The 19,177-nt window shown below is 70.4% G+C and carries 19 protein-coding genes and 1 pseudogene; 8 read left to right on the top strand and 12 right to left on the bottom strand.

The features are described from left to right. The first annotated feature begins 23 nt into the window (after nt 1–23). The 3 genes from ABZU76_RS47865 to ABZU76_RS47875 all read left to right on the top strand — a co-directional run bounded on the left by ABZU76_RS47865 (nt 24) and on the right by ABZU76_RS47875 (nt 3,966). Nucleotides 24–938 (top strand): 2-hydroxy-3-oxopropionate reductase, encoded by a 915-nt coding sequence (locus tag ABZU76_RS47865; RefSeq protein WP_354884082.1) that lies wholly within the window; start codon nt 24–26, stop codon nt 936–938. A 26-nt stretch (nt 939–964) separates the two neighbouring features. Further along, the gene (gene gcl / locus ABZU76_RS47870; RefSeq protein ID WP_354883995.1) at nt 965–2,734 is read left to right on the top strand and encodes a glyoxylate carboligase; all 1,770 of its coding nucleotides are present in this window, start codon (nt 965–967) and stop codon (nt 2,732–2,734) included. Nucleotides 2,735–2,844: 110 nt separating this feature from the next. Continuing rightward, nucleotides 2,845–3,966, top strand: coding sequence for a beta-propeller fold lactonase family protein (locus ABZU76_RS47875; RefSeq protein WP_354883998.1), 1,122 nt, complete (start codon nt 2,845–2,847; stop codon nt 3,964–3,966). 40 nt (nt 3,967–4,006) lie between these two features. Here the strand turns inward: ABZU76_RS47875 and ABZU76_RS47880 are convergent, their stop codons facing one another. The 5 genes and pseudogenes from ABZU76_RS47880 to ABZU76_RS47900 form a co-directional block, all read right to left on the bottom strand. Further along, the gene (locus tag ABZU76_RS47880) at nt 4,007–4,318 is read right to left on the bottom strand and encodes a hypothetical protein (RefSeq protein WP_354884001.1); all 312 of its coding nucleotides are present in this window, start codon (nt 4,316–4,318) and stop codon (nt 4,007–4,009) included. Next, nucleotides 4,249–4,827: a hypothetical protein gene (locus ABZU76_RS47885; RefSeq protein ID WP_354884004.1), complete on the bottom strand. Its 579-nt coding sequence runs from the start codon at nt 4,825–4,827 to the stop codon at nt 4,249–4,251. The genes ABZU76_RS47880 and ABZU76_RS47885 overlap by 70 nt, the downstream gene beginning before the upstream one ends. A 39-nt stretch (nt 4,828–4,866) precedes the next feature. Then, nucleotides 4,867–4,995, bottom strand: coding sequence for a hypothetical protein (locus ABZU76_RS47890; RefSeq protein ID WP_354884007.1), 129 nt, complete (start codon nt 4,993–4,995; stop codon nt 4,867–4,869). A gap of 311 nt (nt 4,996–5,306) precedes the next feature. Further along, nucleotides 5,307–5,603 carry a hypothetical protein gene (locus ABZU76_RS47895; protein WP_354884010.1) on the bottom strand — a complete coding sequence of 99 codons (297 nt, stop codon included), beginning with the start codon at nt 5,601–5,603 and terminating at the stop codon, nt 5,307–5,309. 89 nt (nt 5,604–5,692) lie between these two features. Continuing rightward, nucleotides 5,693–6,133, bottom strand: a pseudogene (locus ABZU76_RS47900) (redoxin domain-containing protein); the annotation flags it as partial. 182 nt (nt 6,134–6,315) lie between these two features. Between ABZU76_RS47900 and ABZU76_RS47905 the strand changes: the two are divergent. Together ABZU76_RS47905 and ABZU76_RS47910 are read left to right on the top strand one after the other, a co-directional pair. Continuing rightward, nucleotides 6,316–6,519 (top strand): hypothetical protein, encoded by a 204-nt coding sequence (locus ABZU76_RS47905; RefSeq protein WP_354884013.1) that lies wholly within the window; start codon nt 6,316–6,318, stop codon nt 6,517–6,519. A 50-nt stretch (nt 6,520–6,569) separates the two neighbouring features. Then, the gene (locus ABZU76_RS47910; RefSeq protein ID WP_354884085.1) at nt 6,570–7,742 is read left to right on the top strand and encodes a PQQ-binding-like beta-propeller repeat protein; all 1,173 of its coding nucleotides are present in this window, start codon (nt 6,570–6,572) and stop codon (nt 7,740–7,742) included. A gap of 12 nt (nt 7,743–7,754) precedes the next feature. Here ABZU76_RS47910 and ABZU76_RS47915 read toward each other — a convergent pair whose 3' ends face one another. The 5 genes from ABZU76_RS47915 to ABZU76_RS47935 all read right to left on the bottom strand — a co-directional run bounded on the left by ABZU76_RS47915 (nt 7,755) and on the right by ABZU76_RS47935 (nt 12,558). Next, a complete protein-coding gene (locus ABZU76_RS47915) occupies nt 7,755–8,933 on the bottom strand; it encodes a Glu/Leu/Phe/Val dehydrogenase dimerization domain-containing protein (protein ID WP_354884016.1) in 1,179 nt (392 codons plus the stop codon). Nucleotides 8,934–8,993: 60 nt separating this feature from the next. Then, nucleotides 8,994–9,599 (bottom strand): TetR family transcriptional regulator C-terminal domain-containing protein, encoded by a 606-nt coding sequence (locus ABZU76_RS47920; protein WP_354884019.1) that lies wholly within the window; start codon nt 9,597–9,599, stop codon nt 8,994–8,996. 38 nt (nt 9,600–9,637) lie between these two features. Beyond that, nucleotides 9,638–10,294 carry a response regulator transcription factor gene (locus ABZU76_RS47925; RefSeq protein WP_354884022.1) on the bottom strand — a complete coding sequence of 219 codons (657 nt, stop codon included), beginning with the start codon at nt 10,292–10,294 and terminating at the stop codon, nt 9,638–9,640. A 125-nt stretch (nt 10,295–10,419) separates the two neighbouring features. Beyond that, nucleotides 10,420–11,832, bottom strand: coding sequence for a M20/M25/M40 family metallo-hydrolase (locus tag ABZU76_RS47930; RefSeq protein ID WP_354884025.1), 1,413 nt, complete (start codon nt 11,830–11,832; stop codon nt 10,420–10,422). Between the two features lie 39 nt (nt 11,833–11,871). Further along, nucleotides 11,872–12,558: a LuxR C-terminal-related transcriptional regulator gene (locus ABZU76_RS47935; protein WP_354884028.1), complete on the bottom strand. Its 687-nt coding sequence runs from the start codon at nt 12,556–12,558 to the stop codon at nt 11,872–11,874. Nucleotides 12,559–12,843: 285 nt separating this feature from the next. Here ABZU76_RS47935 and gcvH point away from each other — a divergent pair, with 285 nt between their 5' ends. Beyond that, nucleotides 12,844–13,224, top strand: coding sequence for a glycine cleavage system protein GcvH (gene gcvH / locus ABZU76_RS47940; protein ID WP_354884031.1), 381 nt, complete (start codon nt 12,844–12,846; stop codon nt 13,222–13,224). Here gcvH and ABZU76_RS47945 read toward each other — a convergent pair. Together ABZU76_RS47945 and ABZU76_RS47950 are read right to left on the bottom strand one after the other, a co-directional pair. Beyond that, on the bottom strand, nt 13,200–14,369 hold the full coding sequence (locus tag ABZU76_RS47945; RefSeq protein ID WP_354884034.1) for a serine hydrolase domain-containing protein: 1,170 nt from the start codon (nt 14,367–14,369) through the stop codon (nt 13,200–13,202). The two genes, gcvH and ABZU76_RS47945, sit on opposite strands and share 25 nt — an antisense overlap. 129 nt (nt 14,370–14,498) lie before the next feature. Beyond that, nucleotides 14,499–17,267: a BTAD domain-containing putative transcriptional regulator gene (locus ABZU76_RS47950; RefSeq protein WP_354884036.1), complete on the bottom strand. Its 2,769-nt coding sequence runs from the start codon at nt 17,265–17,267 to the stop codon at nt 14,499–14,501. 228 nt (nt 17,268–17,495) lie between these two features. On the opposite strand from ABZU76_RS47950, the gene ABZU76_RS47955 reads away from it, so the two are divergent. Both ABZU76_RS47955 and ABZU76_RS47960 read left to right on the top strand, forming a co-directional pair. Beyond that, complete coding sequence (locus ABZU76_RS47955; protein WP_354884039.1) at nt 17,496–18,842, top strand: MFS transporter; 1,347 nt, start codon at nt 17,496–17,498, stop codon at nt 18,840–18,842. A 116-nt stretch (nt 18,843–18,958) separates the two neighbouring features. Next, nucleotides 18,959–19,177: a hypothetical protein gene (locus tag ABZU76_RS47960; protein ID WP_354884042.1), complete on the top strand. Its 219-nt coding sequence runs from the start codon at nt 18,959–18,961 to the stop codon at nt 19,175–19,177.

Genomic DNA, 19,177 nt, shown 5'->3' on the forward strand with positions numbered 1-19,177 from the left:
CAGCGCCGATTGTCCCGGCGTTGATTCACCGCGTCGTTTTTCACAGGAGATTTCACATGAGCACGGTGGGTTTCATCGGCCTGGGCATCATGGGCCTGCCGATGGCCGAGAACCTGGTCAAGGCCGGGTACGACGTCGTCGGCTACAACCGCAGCGCGAGGCGGGTCGACGCGCTGGTCGCCGCGGGTGGCCGTGGTGCGTCGAGCATTGCCGAGGCGGTCAAGGGCTCGGACGTCGTGATCACGATGGTGCCGGACTCGCCGGACGTGGTGGCTGTCGCAATGGGCGAAGACGGCATCTTCGAGAACTCGCACCCTGGTCAGCTGGTCATCGACATGAGCACCATCGAGCCGGCCACGGCCCGCGCCGTCGCCGAAGCCAGCGCGAAAGTGGCGGTGCGCGTTCTCGACGCGCCGGTGTCCGGCGGGGAAGCCGGTGCTGTCGAGGGTGTGCTGTCCATCATGGTCGGTGGCGCCGCCGAGGACTTCGCCGCTGCCAAGGCGGTACTGGAAGCCGTCGGGCGCACCATCGTGCACGTCGGTCCGCACGGTGCCGGCCAGACCGTCAAAGCCGCCAACCAGCTCATGGTCGCCGGCCACCTCCAGCTCCTCGCCGAAGCGCTCGTGCTCGCCGAGGCGTCCGATGTGGACCCGGTGATCGCCGTGGAGGTGCTCGGCGGCGGGCTGGCCGGCAGCACCGTGCTCGACCGCAAGTCGGAGAACATGCTCAAGCGCGATTTCACACCCGGTTTCCGCCTCTCCTTGCACCACAAGGACATGGGCATCGTCACCGCGGCCGCACGGGAAGCCGGGGTGGCGATCCCCCTCGGCAGTGCGGTCGCCCAGTTGATCGCCTCCCTCGTCGCTCGCGGCGACGGTGGGCTCGACCATTCCGGTCTGTTCAAGCTCACCGAAGAGCTCGCGGGCCGGACCCAGTAGGACAGTCACTTGTCAGGAGTGGACTCATGCCCAGAATGACCGCAGCCGACGCCGCCGTCGCAGTGCTGCGCCGCGAAGGCATCACAACTGCTTTCGGGTTGCCCGGCGCCGCCATCAACCCGTTCTACGCCGCGTTGCGCCGGGACGGAAACGTCGCGCACACGCTGGCCCGCCACGTCGAAGGCGCCTCGCACATGGCCGAGGGCTACACCCGGACCCAGCCGGGGAACATCGGTGTGTGCATCGGCACCTCGGGCCCGGCGGGCACCGACATGATCACCGGCCTGTACTCGGCCAGCGCGGACTCGATCCCGATCCTGTGCATCACCGGCCAGGCGCCGGTGGCCAAGCTGCACAAGGAAGACTTCCAGGCCGTCGACATCTCGGCCATCGCGGCTCCGGTCACCAAGTGGGCCGTGACGGTGATGGAGCCGGCGCAGGTGCCGGGCACGTTCCAGAAGGCGTTCTGGCTCATGCGCACCGGCCGGCCCGGCCCGGTGCTGATCGACCTGCCGATCGACGTGCAGCTGGCCGAGATCGACTTCGACATCGACTCCTACGAACCCCTGCCCGTCGCGAAACCGGCGGCGACTCGGGCCCAGGTCGATCGCGCGCTGGACCTCGTGGGCTCGGCGGAGCGGCCGGTGATCGTGGCCGGCGGCGGAATCATCAACGCCGACGCGGCCGAGCTGCTGGTCGAGTTCGCCGAGCTGACCGGCATTCCCGTGATCCCCACTCTCATGGGCTGGGGCACCATCCCCGACGACCACCCGCTGATGGCCGGCATGGCGGGGATCCAGACGAGCCACCGCGGCGCCAACGCGACCATGCTCGAAGCCGATTGCGTGCTGGGCATCGGCAACCGCTGGGCCAACCGGCACACGGGTGACCTCGACGTCTACCGCGGCGAGCGCACGTTCGTCCACGTGGACATCGAGCCGACGCAGATCGGCCGCGTGTTCGCGCCGCACTACGGGATCGTGTCCGACGCGAAGGCCGCGCTGGAGCAGTTCGTCACGGTGGCCCGTGAGCGACGCGAGGCCGGGACCTTGCCGGATCGTTCGGCGTGGGCCGGGGATTGCGCGCGCCGCAAGTCCGCGATGGAACGCAAGACGCACTTCGACGAGGTGCCGATCAAACCGCAGCGTGTCTACGAAGAGATGAACCAGGTGTTCGGGAAGGAGACCCGCTACGTCTCGGCCATCGGGCTTTCGCAGATCGCCGCGGCGCAGTTCCTGCACGTGTACCGGCCGCGGCATTGGATCAACTGTGGACAGGCCGGACCGCTCGGGTGGACGGTCCCGGCGGCGCTGGGCGTGGCCACTGCCGACCCCGACGTCGAGGTCGTGGCGATCAGCGGGGACTACGACTTCCAGTTCATGCTCGAGGAGCTGGCCGTCGGCGCGCAGTTCAACCGCCCGTACGTCCACGTCCTGGTCAACAACTCCTACCTCGGCCTGATCCGGCAGGCGCAGCGGGCGTTCGACATGGACTACTGCGTGCAGCTGGGGTTCGAGAACGTCAACTCGCCCGAGACGGCCGGGTACGGCGTGGACCACGTCAAGGTGGCCGAAGGCCTGGGCTGCAAGGCCATTCGCGTGCGCCGGCCCGAGGACCTGAGGGCGGGCTTCGAGAAGGCGCGGCAGCTGGCGGCCGAGTACCGCGTGCCGGTGATCGTCGAGGTCATCCTGGAGCGGGTCACGAACATCTCGATGGGCGCGGATCTCGCAGGCGTGAACGAGTTCGAGCCGCTGGCCGAACGCCCGGAAGACGCGCCGACCGCGCTCACGCACTGACCCGTCCGAAGTGGAGGGTTCCGGTGCCGTAAGGAATCGGAAACTACTGCCACGCCTTCGTCGGCGATTAGCCTGGTTTCGATCAGCCCGGCCAAGACGAAGGAATTTTCATGGTGAAACGCGTGGTGGCCGGCGGTCTCGCGGCCGTGGTCGCGGTCGGGCTCGCAGCTTGTTCGTCGGACGAGCCCGCCGCGCCCGCGGCCCCGGGGCCCCGCGCGGTGTACGTCACCAACTGGGCTTCCGACACCATCGCCGAGTTCGGGCTCAACGAAGACGGTTCGCTGAGGGCACCGGCGATTTCCCTGTCGGTGGGGAAGGGCGACACCCACCCGCAGGCGTCGATCCGTTCGCACGACGGAAAATGGCTCTACGTAGGCAACTGGGGCACGCGGGACGTCACTCCCTTCCGGGTCGAAGCCGACGGGCGCCTCACCGCTTTTCCCGCCGCGCACGGTCCGGCGCCGGAGCCCGTGACTCCGTCCGGCATCGCGCTGAGCCCGGACGGCAAGAACCTCTACACGGCCAACTTCAGCAACGGCGGCGACGGAACCGTTTCGCACTACCGTGTTTCGGCCGACGGCCTGCCGCACGGCGTCGCGACGATCCCCGCCCACGGACGAGGCACGACGGCACTGACGGTCTCACCCGACAGCCGCACGCTCGTCACGGCCAACAGCGCTTCGGGTGACGTCTCGACGTTCACCATCGCCGCCGACGGCAGCCTCACGTGGGTGGCGACCGTCGCCACGGGCAAGGGCGCGTTCTTCGCCGCGATCACCCCTGACAGCTCGCACGTGCTCGTCACCAACTCGCTGGCCGACAGCATCAGCTTCCTCAACCTGGGCGCGGACTCCCGGCCCACGCCGGTCAGCACCGTGCCCAACCCGGCCGACGAGCCCCGCGGCATCGTCCTCACCGCCCGAGGCGACCGCGCCTACGTCGCCAATTTCGCGAACGGCACCGGCCCCGGCCACATCACCACGTTCAGGGTGACCGCCACCGGCATCAGCCAGGCGGGACCGGCAGTGGCGACCGGCGGCAACGGCGCCGAGGGCATTGCCTTGTCCCGCGACGGCCGCAGCCTCTACAACGCCAACTTCAACACCGACGGCGTCGGCAGCGTCACGAGCTACCCGCTGGCCCCCGACGGTTCGGTAGGCAGCCCGCGACCGCCGGTGCCGACGGGTGGCCGTCAGCCCGACCTGACGAGCATCACCCTGCCGACGAGCTGACCGGGCCGGCCCCGGATGCCGCTTCCAGGGCCGGCGCTGGTCACCTTCGGGCGAACGACGCGAGGTACGCGGCGGTCGGGGTGCCGACGCCGGTGGTGGTGTCGTAGCCCGGAATCGTGGTCAGTGAAGTGTCCAGGTTGGCCGTGCGCAGCGTCGTCACGAGACCTTGGCTCGCGTCGAAGGAGTTCGCGAAGTCGACGCGCACCACGGCCGGGTTCCGGTTGGTGCCCAACGGGTTGCCGTTCGGGTCGTGGAACAGCCGGCTGCGGTACTTCTGGTAGATCAGCGGGTTGGCGAAGCCGAGCGGTTTGCCGGTGAGCTGTTGCGCCAGCGCCTGGATGCCGGCGACCACCGGTGCGGCCAGCGAGGTTCGCCGATGCGGTGTTCGTTGTACTGCGCGGTGCCGTCGGGGAACAGCTGGGTATCGCCCGTGATGAAGCCGGTCGTGGGGTCACCGATGGCGGCGATGTCCGGGGAGACCCGGACCGCGGTGGCCGAACCGTCCGGATGGGACAGTGCGTCGGGGACGATGCCGCGCTGGTAAGCGGGTTGCGGAGTGCCGGGGACGGCGCCACCGCCGGTGCCGTTGATGAAGCCGCCGGGCGGGGAGGCCCACGTCGAGCCGTCGGCGCTCAGCGCCGTGCTGTGCGAACCCCAGCCCGTTTCCCACAGGTAGCGGTCGCCGTCGCCGATGGCGAGAGTGGTGCCGCCGACCGCGGTGACCCACGGGTCGCGCGCGGGGAAGTCGACCTCGCCGGTGTGGGTGCCGTCGAGCCGGAAGTCGCCGAGATCGCCGTTGTCACCGGACGCGGCGTAGAAGCCGATGCCTTGCACGGCGCCGAGCTGCAGCAGGTTGTCCACAGTGGTCTGCTGGGCCGGGGTGACGGGATCGACCGCGTATCAGGAGTTCGACACGATGTCCGCGAGGTGGTGGTCGACCACCGTCGCGATCGAGTCGTAGAAGTCCTCGCTGTGGCAGGACGCCGAGCTGACGACGGTGAGGTCGGCGGCCGGGGCGATGGCGTGCATCGGACACGTTTGCGGCATAGGCCGCCAAGCCTTCGGGATCGCGGCCGGCGACGTAGACGCGACCGGACACGGCGGTGGCCGGGTCGACGTTCGTGCCTGCGGACACAGGGTTCACGACGTCCGAGGCAACCGGGTCACGGGTGGTGATGGCGGACGCGCTCGGCGCCGAACCCGGCAGCACGGTCAGGGTGAGCGCCGCACTCAGCGGGCTGATCATGAGGCGAGCCTAAGCGGCACCAAGCTGTCCTCGTGGCCACTCGATCGTGGCCACGACGGCACTTTCACCGCAACGGTAAGGAATTCGAAAGATCTCAGGTGAGCATGTGCATCCCGCCGAAGAACGCGACGGCGAGGACACCCACGGCGAACCCCACGAACAGCGCGGCCCCGAGCCCGGGCCGCAGCCGCGTGCCCGCGTAGGCCAGGCCCAGCGCGAAGATCAGCCACGAGCCGATGAGGGCCACGCCGCTCATCATGGACTCGGCGAAGATGGCGGCGACCCGCGCGCCCGCCGCGACGAACAGGGCGAACCCCGCCGCCGCGGCCGGGATGATCCAGGACTTGCGGCGCAGGTGCGGCGTGGGGGCGGTTTCCGGTGACCTTTGCATGACAACGCTCCTTGGCTGGATGACCACTGTTCGTAGTGTGCCCCGCGTCACCGCGAAGATCCCTTACCGTCGGCTAACGCCGCGTCTGCCTAGTGCTCGCGCAGGTAGCGGATCATGCCGATCACGTCCTCGGGCACGAGCCACCCGATCGCGCCGCTGGAGTAGACGCTCACCGGAACCTTGCCCGCCGGGTCGAGCAGGAAGCCCGTGGACTGGACGTAGCGTGGGTCCTCGTTCACAAACGCCCCGGTCGCGTCGTGGAGCGTGCGGGCGTCGGCACTGTGGCCGACAGGGAAGCCGAGCTTGTGCCTGGCCATCAGGTCCTTTGTGGTCGCTTCGTCGTCGACGGACAGCGCGACGACCTTGACGTCGAGCTCCGCCAACGTGTCGGCGGCACGCTGGAGCGCCCGCAGTTGTGCGTTGCAGTACGGGCAGCAGCTGCCGCGGTAGAACAGCACCACGGCGGAGTGCCCGGCCAGCTCGGCGGGCAACGGGTGGCCGGTGCCGTCCACAGTGGTCAGCGACAGGTCGGGAAAGGTGTCAGCCTATTGCGGATCGCGCGCGCTGAGTGCGGGCGTCGCGGGGCCGGCGACGACGTCGACGATCTCGCCCAGCAGGCGGCGACCGACGCTGTCGTGGCGGTGCTCGCCAAGCTGGGGGAGTTCCGCTACCTGGGCGAGCCGGGAGGGGCGAGCGTGAGCGACCTGATGCGTTGGAGCGTTTCCTCGACACCGATCCGCGTGACGGCGGGTGCGCGGAGGCGATGGAGCTGCTGCGCGTCTACGCCGAGCTGCTCCGGCGGGGCGAGGACGGGGGCCGGTTCCACCCGCGCATCGCCGTGCACCTGCCTTCGTGCGGGCGGTGCGAGGTAGACCTCGAGGGCTTGCTCCTGACCATTGAGGACGGTGCCGGTTAGGGGTTCGTAATGACCGAGGTGGCCCTGGAGTGGGTAGCTTCGGGAACGTGATGTTCCGACGTTGTGCCCTTGCTGCCGGTGCGTTGCTCCTCGCCGCCTGCGGCGCTGCTCCGACCGCTCCGGTCGCGCCGCCGTTCGTGTTTCCGCAGGACTCGGCCGGCGTCGCGACGTGGACACCGTGGCCCTCGGCGTTGCACGATGCCCGGCATTCGGGCGCCTCGGTGGAGTCGGGACCGACGCACGGCACCATCCGCTGGCAACGCCGTCTCGAGGGCGCCACGACCCCGGGCCCGGTGGTCGGCGCGGACGGCACGGTCTACCTCGCCTCGAACGGTGGCGTTCTCCACGCCCTCGACCCGGCCGACGGGCACGACAAGTGGACCTACGACACGAAGAACCCCGTGGGCGGCGATCTGTCGATCTCACCCCTCGTCCTCCGTGACGGCACGATCCTCCTGCCCAGCGGTGAGGACCTGATCGCGTTGTCCCCGGCGGGACGGCCACTGTGGACGAAGGAGTTTTCCTCTCGGGTGACGTCCCCGGTTTCCTTCGACGGGAGCCGGGTCTACGTCGGGACCGGCGACGGCACGGTGTCCGCAGTGGACACCTCGGCCGGCCACATCGTCTGGACCGTCGACATCGGAACGACTTCCTACGGCTCGGTGGTCACCGACGGCCACGGCCGCGTCTACACCACCGCCGACTCGTCGTTGATCGCCCTCGACGACCTGGGCGCCTCCGCCCGCGTCGCGTGGCGCGTGGACCCCCACGACGACGTCACCGAGGTCTCCGCGGGCCTCGCCCCGGATGGCACCGTGCTGCTGGGCACCAACGGCCGCGCCGAATGGGCCTACCACCCGGACGGGAAACTCGCCTGGCAGGCGCCGCGGGTGATCACGTACTCCTCACCCGTGGTCACGGTCACGGGCCTGGCCTACGTCGCCGACCACAGTGGACAGGTCCACGTCTTCGACGTCCACACCGGACACGAGACCACCCACTACGGCCCCATCGGCGCCCAAATCTGGAGCTCGACCATCGTCGACCGCACCTACCACCTCTACTTCGGCGGCGAGAACGGCCACGCCTACGGCTACAACCCCGACGGCACCCGCCTGTTCGACATCGACCTCGGTGGCAAAGTGGACAGCTACCCGGCCCTCACGGGAGACGGCGCGCTGGTGATCGGCAGCCGCAACGGCCTGGTCACCGCCATCGACTGAGCCCAAAACGGCTCAGGCCGGGTACCGGAGTTCGATCTGGGCCAGCTTGCGGTCCACGACCTGTTGCGCGGCCGTCCTGGGGGAGACCGCGTGGGTCTCGGACCGGGCGAGCAGGTCGGTGACGATCCGGTCCATCGCCTCGCGGACCTTGGTTTCGGCCTGCTGCGCGTCCGCGTCGAGGTCGCCGAACAGGGTCCACCACCACCAGGCGTTGGTGGCCGAGTTGGCCGCGAAATCGGGAATCACGGTGACGCCGCGGGAGGCGAGTGCGGCCTCGGCCGCAGCCGTGGTCGCCATGTTGGCCGCCTCGACGACGACGCGCGCGGTGACGCGGTGCTGGTTCGTCTCGTCGAGGCAGTAGGAAACGGCTGCCGGGACAAGGACGTCGCACTCGATATCGAGCCAGGAGCGCGGCGGGAGCAGACGGTCGGCCGGGCGCAGCTGCGTGCGGTCCAGGCCGCCCAACGGATCGCGGGTGCGCAGGAGGCGCTCGACGTCGAGGCCCTCGGGATTCGCCACGACGCCGTCGGCGTCCGCGATGCCCACGACGAGGACGCCGGCCCGGGCCAGGTAGCGCGCGGTCGCGCCGCCCATCGAACCGAAGCCCTGTACGACGGCCCGACGCGGCGCGGCTTGCAGACCGAGCCGGTCCATCGCCGTCAGCGCGGCCTGCGCGACGCCCAGCCCGCCGACGAGCTCAGGCAACGCGACTCCGTCGACGTCGATCGAAAACGCCTTCGCCAGCCGGGCGCGCGCCTCGTCGGCGTTGTCCAGCAAGGGATAGACGGCCTGCACGGAACTGTCCATGCCGAGCTCCGCCACGACCTCGTCGATCGTCTCCTGCCGCACGCCCAGGTCCTCCCCGGTGGTCCAGTGGCGTTCGACGATCGCGCGCACCGCCGCCAGGAACCGCGTGAGCACGCCGCGGGCTTCGGGATCGTGCGGGCTGCAGTCGAGGCCGCCCTTGGCGCCGCCGAGCGGGATGTAGCGGGCGCCGGGTTCGTAGTGCAGGGCCTCCTTGCGGGTCATGCCTGCCGCGAGGCCACGTACCTCGTCGAGCGTGCAACCTTCGCGCATGCGCAACCCGCCGCTCGCGACGCCGCGGACCAGGCGGTCGACGACCACGAACCCGCGCCGGCCTGTCTCGGCGTCGGTCCAGGTGATCGAGAGGTGTGGCTCCCGCGCTGTCATGCGTGCCCCGTTCGTCGCCGCCTGCTACTGCATCACGATGCAGTAGCAGGCGAACGATTGTCAACGGGCGTCGTCGGCGAGACCCAGTTCGTGCGCGACGTGCCGGCGCGCCCACTCCTGCATCCGTTCCCGGTTCTGCACCCCGCCGTGCACCAAGGCCTGCACGGCGAGGCCGTCGAGGAACGCGGTGATCCGCCACGCCGCGCCACGCGGGTCGGGCGCGGTGAACTCGCCGGCGTGCGCGCCGTCCTGGATGATCGTGACCAGCGCTTCCTTCCAGCGCAGGTCCAGCTCGCGGCCGACCTGCCGGAGCTCGGGTTCTCGCAGTGCCGCCGACCAGCCCTCGATCCACAGGCGCCAGCCCTTCGCCTGCCCGGTCGGCGCGTACCACTCCAGAGCGGTGCGCAGGCGTTCGGACGCGGTGGCCAAGCCTTCGGTCAGTTGCGCCAGCTTTTCGAGATCGCGTTGCGCGGCCCAGGCGAAGGCCTCCGCGATCAGCGCTTCCTTGTTCTTGAAGTGGTAGAGCACGAGCGATGTGCTCACCGACAGGTCGGCCGCGACGTCGGCCATCCGCACGGCGTGGATCCCGGCCAGCTCGATGTGGCGAACGGTGGCGCGCAGGATCTCGTCCCGGCGCACGGTGGTGTCTTTCCGGCTGCGGCTCACGGGGGCGAGTTTATCCTGAGTGGCGAGTCAGTAGTGACTTACAGGACACCCGCGCGGAGCGCGAAGGCCACCGCCTGGGTGCGGTTGCGGAGGTTGAACCGGCCGATGATCGAGGCCAGGTCCTTCTTCACCGTGCTCTCCGAGTAGACCAGGGTTTTGGCGATCTCGCGCGTCTCGACGCCTTCGGCGAGCATGCGGAGGATCTCGACTTCGCGGGTGGACAGTCCGGGGCCGGTGTAGCCCAGTGGTTCCAGGACGTTGCGTTGCAGGCCGCGGATTTGGGCGACGAGGTTGCCGAGCAGGCGGGGCGACAGGACGGCGGAGCCGTTGGCGCTCGAGAGAACCGCATCGGCGAGGTCGGCGCTGGTGGTCGTGGTGCGGTCGAGGACGGCGACGACGCCATGGCTGACGAGGGAGAGCAGGGAGTGCTCGCGCACGTCGGCGGTGAGCAGGACGATGGGGGCGGCGAGGACGGCCGCGGCATGGACGCGGCGCATCGTGGCCGTGGAGAAGCGGTAGTCGGCGACGACGGTGACGTCGGGGGGAGGCTCGTCGCCCGACGTGCGCGGAGCTTCGACGCCCAGGAGCTTGCGGATCGCTTCGGTCGTCAGTGGGTCGGGCCCGAAGACCGTGACCGCGACTTCGGTGAGCGACCGGCGCGGCCTGGCCGCGACGGGTGAACCGGACGTCACCACGAATCCCTCCTCCGGTGCCGTTCTCCCACCGAAGATACTGAGCGATTTCGCCGGAAACCGGTTCCGCAAGAGTTCGGTCACATGAGAAATCCGGTGGTCGAACCAAGATGAGGCGAATGGGTTCCTCAGCGCTGGAGGGCGTGCGCCGCGAGCACGTGGGCGACGGCTTCGGTGACCTGGCGCGCGAAGGGGATGTTGAGCCACTCGTCGGGCACATGCATGTTCGACTCGGCGCCGACCGCGCCCGTGACGAGGAAAGCCGCGTCCGAGTAGGCCTGCCCGAGCATCTGCATGAACGGGATCCCGCCGCCCAGGCCCATGAACTGGTGCGGGGCTTCGAAAACGCCGGATTCAAGGGCGGCGGACAACCACGCCGGCGGCTCGGGGGCGCACCAGCCGTCCTGGGCCATCACGTCGGTGAGGGCGGCCGAAGCGCCGAACGGCACGTCGGTGGTGACCACCCGTTCGAGCGCGGCCGCCGCGTCGGCCGCGCTGACGGTGGGCGGCAGGCGGAAGCTGAGCCGCAGCGACGTCGAGGCCCGCAGGACCGCGCCGGCTTCCGCCACGTCCGGCAGGCCGGCCGCGCCGGTGACCGACAACGTCGGGCGCCAGGTGTTGTTGAGGATGCGCTCGGCCTCGTCGTCGGCGGCCGGCCGGCTGCCGGGGACCAGGCAGAGCGGGTGCAGCGTCGACAGTGGACGCAGCTCGGCCAGCCGCTGCGCGTCCGCCACGCGTTCGGGCGGGATCGGCGCGTTCAGTTCCGGCAGCAGGATCCGGCCGGTGGCGGGATCTTCGAGCCGGTCGAGCAGCAGCCGCAGGATGCGGAACGAGCTCGGGACGACACCGCTGGCGATCCCGGAGTGCACGGCTTCTTGAAGCACAGCGACGGTGAGCGTGGCCTGGAGGATCCCGCGCAGGCTCCGCGTGACCCACAGCCGTTGGAAGTCACCGCCGCCGGAGTCCAAACAGGTCACGAGGCTGACGCGGCCGAGCCGGTCCGCGAGGTGGTCGAGGTAGTCCGGCAGGCCGGGGCTGCCCGACTCCTCGCCCGCCTCCAGCACGAGAACCACGCGACAGTGCTCGCCGCCGCCGGCCCGGACCGCGGTGACGGCGGTAAGGGCCGCGTAGGCCGCGTAACCGTCGTCCACCGCGCCGCGCCCGTAGAGCCGGTCTCCGCGCAGCACCGGTTGCCACGGGCCGAGTCCTTCGGACCAGCCGTCGAACGGTGGCTGCTTGTCGAGGTGCCCGTAGAGCAGGGCCGTGCCCTCGCCCGCCGCTCCCGGCGTGGCGGGGATTTCCGCGAACAACAGTGGTGGCACGCCGTCGAGCTCCACGACGTCGACGGTGCTGCCCGCCGGCGCGTTCGCCTCGATCCAGGCGCGGACGTGCTCGACCGCGCGGCGCAGGTGCCCGCGTTCGCGCCATTGCGCGTCGTACGCGGGGGAGACCGCGGGGATCGCCACGAACTCCGCGAGGCTCGGCAGAACCCGGTCCGCCCAAGCGGCCTCGACGTGGTGTCGCACCTGTTCGATTTCCACCAGTCCGCCTCACTCCTCGGTGACTACCCGATCATCGAATCACAAGACGCCGGCGCGCAGGGCGAACGCGACGGCCTGGACGCGGTTGCGGAGCTTGTAGCGGGTGGTGAGGCTGTGCAGGACGTGCTTGATCGTGCTCTCCGAATACGTCAGCTTCCGGGCGATCTCGGCGGTTTCCGCTCCGTCGGCCAGGAGCCGCAGCACCTCGACCTCACGCTCGGTGAGGCCGGCGCTGTTCACACCCAGGGGCCCGAGCGTTTCGCGCTGCATCCGCCGCACCAGGCCGATGAGCGTCCCGAGCAGGTCTCGCGGCATCACGCTGTGCTGGTGCGCGGCGGCCGACACCGCGGCCGCGAGCTCGGCGCCGTCCGCGGATTTGCTGTCCACGATGGCCACGACCCCGTGCTCGATCAACGTGAGCAGCGCGGCTTCCTCGACGCCGGCGGTGAGCAGTACAACCGCGACACCCGAGGGCTGCAGAGCCCGCAGCTGCGCCACGGCCGCGGCGTTCACGTGTGGTGTCGAGAAGACGAGGACGTCGGGACGCGCGCCCGGGCGTGTCCGCACGAGGCCGGCGTGGCTTTCGAGGACCAGCCGCAGGCCCGTGGCGCTGAGGGTGTCCGTGGCTTCCACGCGGACCGAAACCTGCTGGGCGTCTCGCGGCCGGAGCGCGACGGGGTGGGATCCCGGGACGTGGGGCCGGGGCCGGACCGCAACGTGTTCCATGGTGCTCTTTTCCTTGCCTGTCTCGTCATCCGGAGCCGGTGCGGGGACGCGGGCGTGCTCCTGGTGCTCCTCCAGCATGCCTCGGGCGCGTGGGCGCGGCATTGACGAAAGCTTTATCGCGCACGGCGATCACCCGCGCACGGTCGGTGTCATTCGTTCTTCGGTGGCCGAGCCTAGAAAAGACTCACGCGACGACACCGTCGCGGCGGGCGGGCACGATCTACGCTCGTCCGGCGGACAGCAGTGAACCGCAACTCGTCCGCCGGCGAAAGGTGTGGCACCGAAATGGCCGAAGTGGACCCCGAGGTCGAGTACACCGTCACCCACCAGTGGGTGCGGCGGCTGCCGGACGAATCCGCGCGCATCGGCGTCAGCGACTTCGCGCAGGAGGAGCTGGGCGACATCATCTCCGTGTCCCTGCCGTCGGTCGGCGCCGAGGTCGTGGCGGGCGAGCCGTTCGGCGAGGTCGAGTCGACGAAGAGCGTGGCCGAGGTCTACGCGCCGGTGTCCGGTGTGGTCAGCGCGGTCAACGGCCTGCTCGCCGACAGCCCGGAGGTCGTCAACGACGATCCGTACGGTGACGGCTGGCTCGTCACCGTCGATGTGCGGGCCGGGGAGTCGAAGCTGTTGGGCGCGCAGGACTACCGGACCTTCACCGAGGGCTGAGCCAGCCGGGCGAGGCAGGCGTAGGTCGCGTCGACCAGCGCCATCTTGCGAGGGTCATCGCGCGGGTGGGGGCCCATCCGGTTCATCACGTACCCGAAGCCGACGCCGCTCTCCGGGTCGGCGAACCCCGTCGAGCCGCCGAATCCGTCGTGGCCGAAGGCGCGGGGGTGGGGGCCGAAGCTGAGCTGGTCGCTGCCGAGGGTGAAGCCGAGGCCGAACTCGTTGTCCAGCCCCATGACCAGGTCGCGGCAGCGGCCCTGGCCGGTGCGGCCGAGCTCGATGGTCTCGTGCCGCAGCAGCCGTTCCGAACCGTCGGCGAGGGCGCCGTAGATCGTGGCGAGGCCGTGGGCCGTGCCGTGCCCGTTCGCCGCCGGCACCTCGGCGACGCGCCAGCGGGTGAGGTTCGCCGTGCGGCCAAGGGGAAGCGGGTTGGCGAGCGCGGCCAGCGTCGCGCGGTCCGGTGCGACCGTCCTTTCCGGACCGGCGCCCGGCTCGACCATCGTGGAGCAGCGGGCGAGGTCGTCGCGGTTCACTCCGATGTGGACGTCCACATTGAGTGGTGACGCCACGTTGGCGCGGAAGAACTCGCCGACGGTCTGCCCGGCGATCCGGCGGATCACCTCGCCGACGAGGAAACCGTAGGACAGCGCGTGATATCCGCTGGCCGAACCGGGCTCGAACAACGGTTCCTGAGCGGACAGGAGCAGGGTCATCTTCGTCCAGTCGAGCAGGTCGTCGATCTGCAGCGGGTGCTCGGGCGCGACCCCGGTGACCCCGGAACGGTGCGAAAGCAGCCACCGGACGGGGATTCCGGCCTTGCCTGCGGCGGCGAACTCGGGCCAGTAACGGGCGACCGGCGCGTCGAGGTCGAGGTCGCCGCTTTCCACGAGCTGCAAGGCGCACAGCGCGACCAGGCCCTTGGTGCTCGACCACAGGTTGGTCAGCGTCGGGCGCCGCCACGGAGCCCGGCGCTCCTCGTCCGTCCAGCCACCCCACAGGTCGACCACGGTCCGGCCGCGCACCACGACGGTGACGGCCGCGCCCAGCTCGTTCCGTTCGGCGAAGTTCTGCCGGAAAGCCTGGGCCACCGGCTCGAAACCTTCGGCGGTCTCACCGTGGACGGGTGCGGGGGACGAGAGCGGCATCGGGCTTTCCTTAGGTCGAGGCGAGATCGCCGGACGCATTGGTGGCGGCCCGGCGAAGCCGATTCTCCCCGGCCGTGCGGCGGGAAAACGCGGAGTTGACCGGAAAGGCGGGAAACGTCGCCTGCGCGATCACGGGATCTTCCGCAGGAGTTCGTCGAGTGCGCGCCGGGCCTGCTGCCCGTCGTGCTCGCGGTGTTGCTGGTGGTAGAGCTCCACCGCTTGGCGCAGGCTCTTCACCGCGAGGTCGTGGCGGCCCAGCTTCTCGTAGGCCGCGCCGAGCGTGAGCAGGGTGTCCGGGATGGAGAACATCTCGTCCCCGAACAGCGCCAGCGCCTCCTCGAGGTAGGCGATGGCCCCGTCCAGGTTCCCGAGACCGAGGTGGATGGTGCCGAGAGTGTCCAAAAGGGCCGGACGGATGTTGTTCATGTGAGCCTCGTCGGCCAGCGCGAGTGCCTTTTCCGAGATTTCCAGGGCCCTCTCGTACTGGCGCTCCAGCTGCAACGCCCAGGCCAGGTGGTTGCCGACCCACGCCCGGATCGCCGGCGGCAGCCCGGTGGCCAGCCGCCACGCGTCCGTGCTCAGCTCGACGGCCTCGGCGGTCCGCTGCGCCCGCACGGAGATCTCGGACCACGCGTTGAGGCTGAGCACGCGCTGCGACACGTCCCCGAGTTCCTCGGCGATGGTCAGCGCCACCTCGACGTGCTGGACGGCTTCCTCGTGCCGGCCGGTGCGGGTGAGGGCCTGCGCGATCACGCGGTGGGCCAGGCATTCGGAGCTGCGTTCCCCGAGGAGCTGGGCGGCGGCCAGCCCGTCGCGCCAGACGCCGATGGCGTGGTGCGCGTCGCCCTGGGTGGCGTAGAGCGAACTGCTGCCCCATGCCAGCTGCCACACGATCTTGTGCCACTCGCGGTCTTTCGCCACCGACCGGACGGCGCCGATGTTCTCGGCCTCCGTGTTCACCCACCGCTTGGCTTCGGTGCTGTCGCGCAGCGGCACGGTGGTGCACCCCGCGGGCAGCGGCACGGGGGTGATGGGCGGACGTCCGGCGTCGGCAAGGGTGACCGCGTGAACCAAGGTGTGGAGGTAAAAGCACGTGAGACGGTGGAGTGCGGACGTGATTTGTTCGTTGTCACGCGAAAGCTGTGCGAGTTCTCGCGCGTACGCACGAACCAGGTCGTGGAGGCGGAAGCGGCCCGGCTCGTGTTGCTGAACCAACGAAGCGCGTTCGAGAACTCGCAGCGCGGTCCGTGTCGCCGCATATGTCTTGCCCGCGAGCGACGCGGCGGCGTCGAGCGAGATGTCCGGGCCGGGGACGAGACCGAGGAGCGTGAACAGTTCCGCGGGCTCGCCCGCCAGCGCCGCCAGTGACGTCCGCAGGACGGCCCGGATGCTGAGGTCGGTGCCGATCTCCAGCGCGTTGAGGGTGGAGCCGGAGTCGGCGAGCTCGTCGGCCAGCGCGGTGAGCGCGAACTCGGGGTGCTCCTGCGCCCGGCCGACGACGATGCTCAGCGCGAGCGGCAGGCCCCCGCACGCGTCGGCGAGCCGGGTGACGGCGGCGGGTTCCGCCGACGTCCGGGAAGGCCCCAGCCGCGAGACGAGCAGCTGCCGGGCCGCGGCGCCGTCGAGGACGTCGAGGGAGATGAGGTCGGCGTGGTGGCTCGAGACCAAAGTGGTCAGCCGGTTGCGGCTCGTGACCACGACCGGACACTGCGGGGTGCCCGGCAGCAGCGGCGTGACCTGGTCGGCGTCGAGCGCGTTGTCGATGACCACCAGTAGACGTTTGTCCGCCACCAGGCTGCGGTAGAGACCGCTCATCGCGGCGAGGTCCTGCGGGACGGCCGCCGGCTTCACCCCGAGCGCGGAGAGGAACGCGCGCACGGCGGTCTCCGGTGGCACCCGGTCCCCGGACGGCGCGAACCCACGCAGGTCCACGAACAGCTGCCCGTCGGGGTACCGGCCGGCGTGGTCGTGCGCCCAGCGCAGCGCGAGACAGGTCTTGCCGACCCCGCCGGGGCCGACGATCACCGACACCGGACCGTCCACCAGCGCTTCGAGCTCCCGGTCTCGCCCGGTGAACGCGCGGGGCGGCGCGGGCAGCTGCCGCGGAACCGGCGGTGGCAGGCCGGGATCGTCGTCGGCGGAGCCGGGACGCGAGGGTCGATCGTCCACAGTGGCCTCGTCGCGCAGGATCGCCTGGTACACGGCCCTCAGTGCGGGCCCGGGATCCACCCCGAGCTCCTCGGCCAGCAGCGTCTTCACCTTCTGGAAGTGCCTCAGTGCGTCGGCCTGGCGGCCGGTGCGGTGCAATGCGACCATGAGCTGGCTGGCGAGCCGTTCGTCGTACGGGTGGTGCTCGGCCCGGCTGGTGAGCGTCGGCAGTACCTGCGCGTGGCGGCCGAGTTCGAGCTGCAGGTCCGTTCTGGCCAGCAGCACTTCCTCGCGTTCGGCCAGCAGCGCCGTGCGGAACTCCCGCAGCCACGGGCTGTCCAGCCCCGCGAACGGTTCGCCCCGCCACAGGTCCAGCGCTTCGTCGTAGAAGCCGACCTTCTCCTCGGCGTCCTCCGTGCGGCGGGCGCGACAGACCAGCCGCCGGAACCGGTGCACGTCGACGTGGTCGGGCTCGACGTCGAGCACATAGCCGTGGCCCCGGCGCACGATCTGGTGCTCACCCGCCAGCGCCGTACGCAACCGGGTGAAGTAGCTGTGCACCATGCCCCGCGCGCTGCCCGGTGCTTCGTCGCCCCACACGCGGACCACGAGGTCGTCGAGCGAGACCGGCTGCCCGGCCTCGAGTAGCAGCGACACCAGGATGCCGCGCGGCCCCGCCGGACCGATCGGCTGGGGCTCCTCGCCCCGGACCGCCTCGACGTTGCCCAGGAGCCGGAAGCCGAGAGACATCTGAGACCACCTCTGACCCGCTCCGCGCGAACATTCGCCACATCTTAAGCACGGCCGGCCGAATGTCTCGCCCGACAGGTAACCGCAGCCCGCATTCTAGTTCCGTGTCGCGGATGAATTCGGATCCGGAATCCTTATCATTCGATTAAGGAATGGGCCGCTTCGTACCGTACATGTTCGGTCGCAGCGGCTACATTCGCCGGGACGACTCGTGAAAGGAGCCCCGACATGGCGGTAAGAGCCCGGACCATGGGCTTCACCGGCATCTGCCTGGGGTACTTCGCGATCATCCTCGACGGCAGCGTGCTCAACATCGCCGTGCCCGCGCTGCGCGACGACCTCAAGACGTCCCTGGCCTCGGTCCAGTGGGTGATCAACGCGTACACGCTCTGCCTCGCCGCGCTGCTGCTCACGGCGGGAGCGCTGGGCGACCGCTGGGGCCTGCGCCGGTGTTTCCTCTGGGGCACCACGATCTTCACCGCCGCTTCGCTGGCCTGCTCGCTCGCGCCGTCGGTGCACGTCCTCATCGCGGCCCGCGTGGTCCAGGGCGTGGGTGCGGCGGCGCTGCTGCCGGCGACGCTCGCGCTGATCCGCACGCTGTTCTCCGACGACGGTGAACGCGCCCGCGCCACGGCCATCTGGGTGTCCACCGGCGCGATCTCCACCGCGGTGGGACCGATGGTCGGCGGGCTGCTGATCGACGCGTTCGGCTGGCGCAGCATCTTCCTGATCAACCTGCCCATCGGCGTCGCCGCGATCCTGCTGGCGCGGGCCGGGATCACGGAGGCGCCGCGGCACGAGCGCAAGGTCGACCACGCCGGGCAGCTCACTGCCGTGGCCGCGCTCGGGCTGATCACGGCGGGCGTGATCGTGAGCGGCAGCGCCGGCTGGAGCTCCCCGCTCAGCCTCGGCCTGCTGGCCGGCGGCCTCCTGTCCGCCGCCGCGTTCTGGCTGGTCGAACGCCGGGTCGCGCAGCCGATGCTGCCGAGAGGGTTCTTCTCGGTCCGGGTGCGCTCGGTCGCGGTGGCGAGCGCGGCGTTCATGGGGTTCCTCTTCTACGGCACGCTTTTCGTGATGTCGTTGTACTTCCAGGAGGTCCGCGGGTGGTCGGCGGGCGAGGCCGGGATCGCGCTCCTGCCGCTCACGGTCGGGTCGACGATCGGCTCGCTCGTGCTTTACCGGCCGCTGTCCCGGCAGTTCGGCAACCCCGTGGCGCTGCTGACCGGCTTCGCCTGCTGCGCGTCCGGCGTCGCGGTGCTGCTGATCTTCACCGGGGCCACGGCGTACGTGCCGGTCGCGGCCGGCCTGCTGCTGGTCGGGGTGTCGAGCACGATCGCGTTCTCCGCGCTCACGTCGCTGCTGGTGCCGAGCGTGCCAGTGAACCAGGCGGGTGTCGCGTCCGGTGTGCAGAACACGAGCCGGCAGTCGGGCGCGCTGATGTCGGTGTCGGTGCTGGGCGCGATCCTGAACACGGCGGCGTTCACGGCGCGGCTGCCGATCGCGTTGAGCGTGCTCGCCGCGGTGGTCGTGCTCGCGCTGGTCTCGGCCGGGTTCGCGACGCGGCCCGCCCGCTGAACCGTTGTCCGTTCGAGCAACGAAATCGGCCCGTGCGATCAAGATCGGCGTGGGGCCGGTTCACCCGGCGGGGCCTCCGGGTAGCCAGGAGCCGACCCGGACGAAGGGAAGTTCTCATGTCGGCTGGCACTCGGTGGCACGTGGTCCCGCGAACCGCGGGGCTGTGCGTGCTCTGGCTCCTCATCGGCCTCGCGCTGGCCGTCCAGGCCGTGCTGGTGCTCAGCACGAGCACGGTCGGCCGGCCCGCGCTGGAAGTCGTCGTGGCCGTGCTGGGCGTGATCCTGGTGGGGTGCTCGATCGCGGGGCTGGTGTCCCCGCGCCTGCGCGGCCGGTGA

Origin of the sequence: Amycolatopsis sp. NPDC005232 (assembly GCF_040607795.1) — a bacterium.
In the GTDB taxonomy this organism is placed as follows: Bacteria; Actinomycetota; Actinomycetes; order Mycobacteriales; family Pseudonocardiaceae; genus Amycolatopsis.